Annotated in this window: 1 protein-coding gene; it reads left to right on the forward strand. The window is 64.1% G+C overall.

The features are described from left to right. The first annotated feature begins 100 nt into the window (after positions 1–100). Positions 101–1,756 carry an integrase catalytic domain-containing protein gene (locus ACZIRK_RS45065; RefSeq protein WP_474419823.1) on the forward strand — a complete coding sequence of 552 codons (1,656 nt, stop codon included), beginning with the start codon at positions 101–103 and terminating at the stop codon, positions 1,754–1,756. Positions 1,757–1,764: the final 8 nt, after the last annotated feature.

Raw genomic sequence — 1,764 nt, forward strand, 5'->3', positions numbered from 1 at the left:
GCGCATTGCCTCATCAAGAATGTTACCGGAGAACTGACCGTCAGGGTTGGGGCGGCGATACCGAATCGGATCGGTGTCGCCGATGGCAGGACGGATCAGCATGGGTGCGCGGCGCGAGCTCACGGCGGCGGTGGTAGAGCGCTATCGATCAGCAGGGCGGGCAGATAAGGGGCGCATACTCGACGAGCTTTGCGCGGTGACGGGCTGGCATCGCAAGCACGCGGTTCGGGCGCTTGCCAGCCATGTTGCAATTTCGCCGGAGGCCCGGCGACAGCGAAGGCCGACCTATGGCGCCCCTATCAGGGATGCGCTGGTGGCGCTGTGGGAGGCCTCGGATCGGATCTGCGGCAAGCGGCTCAAGGTAATGATTCCGACGTTGCTGCCTTCGCTGGAGCGGCATTGCCGGCTCAAGCTCGACCAGGCGGATCGAGCGCTGGTGCTCGGCGTCAGCGCAGCCACGATTGATCGCCTGCTGGTCGAGACCAAAATTGCCGCGGCCGGCGGTAAGCGCCGGCGGGTCGGCTTTTATTCGGCGGTACGGCGGGAAGTTCCGATCCGGACGTTCAACGACTGGCACGATCCACCTCCGGGGTTCTGCGAGGTCGACATGGTGGCTCATGGCGGCACATCTGTAGCTGGCTCGTTCATTCAGACGTTGACGATGGTCGACGTCGCGACTGGTTGGACCGAGTGCATGCCGCTGGTGACGCGCGAGGGCGGCCTCGTCGTGCGAGCCATGGAGCGCGCACAGAGCCTGTTTCCCTGGGTCATTCGCGGCGCCGATTTCGACAATGACAGCGCATTCATGAACGACGTCGTCGTGCCCTGGTGTCGCGCGCAAAGGATCGAGGTGACACGCTCGCGCGCCTACAAGAAGAATGATCAGGCCTTCGTCGAGCAGAAGAACGGCGCGGTCGTCCGGCGACTCGTGGGATACGGTCGCTTCGATGGTGTCGAGACGACGCGCGTGCTGGAACGTTTGTATGCTGCATCCCGGCTGCACACCAACTTCTTCCAGCCGTCCTTCAAGCTGAAGGACAAGCGACGCGAGGGCGCGAAGGTGATCAAGCGCTATCATGTTCCAGCCACGCCCTATGAACGAGCACTGGCGCATCCGAAGTTGAGCAAAGGCGTCAAACGGCGTCTTCGAGAGCTTTATCGCACGCTCGATCCCGTGGCCCTGCTGGCCGAGATGAGGGACGCCCAGACGGAGCTCGGCACGCGCGTCGGCGCCCGCGCGGGCAAGCTCACGGCAGCAACCAGTCCGCCGGCATCGGCAACGAACGCGGCAGCGTTCGCGAAGAGGCTCGGCAATGAGGTGCATCTGGGGGAGCAGCGCATCATCCATCGGCGCATGCGCAAGCCATACAAAAAGCGCATGAGAATGCCATCGATGCTCGATCCGCACCTCGCCGACATCGAGCGCTGGTTCGCGGCCGAACCTCGTCTGACCGCGCTGGCCATCCTCGATCGTCTCGCCGAACACGCCCCCGAAAAGTTCGGGCCGCCGCAGCACACCATCGTGCAGCGCCTGTTGCGATTACTCAGACGCAACGCAACCGAGGTGATCATCCCGCGCACGGCCGGGGGTACGGCACCTGCCACCATTGGTGATCCCGGGACTGGGGCCGGCGCTGCGTGTGATGGGCACTCCGCGACGTCCCCAGTCCCTCCGATCCTGCGAGCAATGACGCAACCTCAGACCGGCCGACAGTCGGCGCTACGTCCGTCAAGCGAAAGTAACATCCTCAGATGAGGCAATAC

Source organism: Bradyrhizobium sp. Leo114 (genome assembly GCF_055229415.2).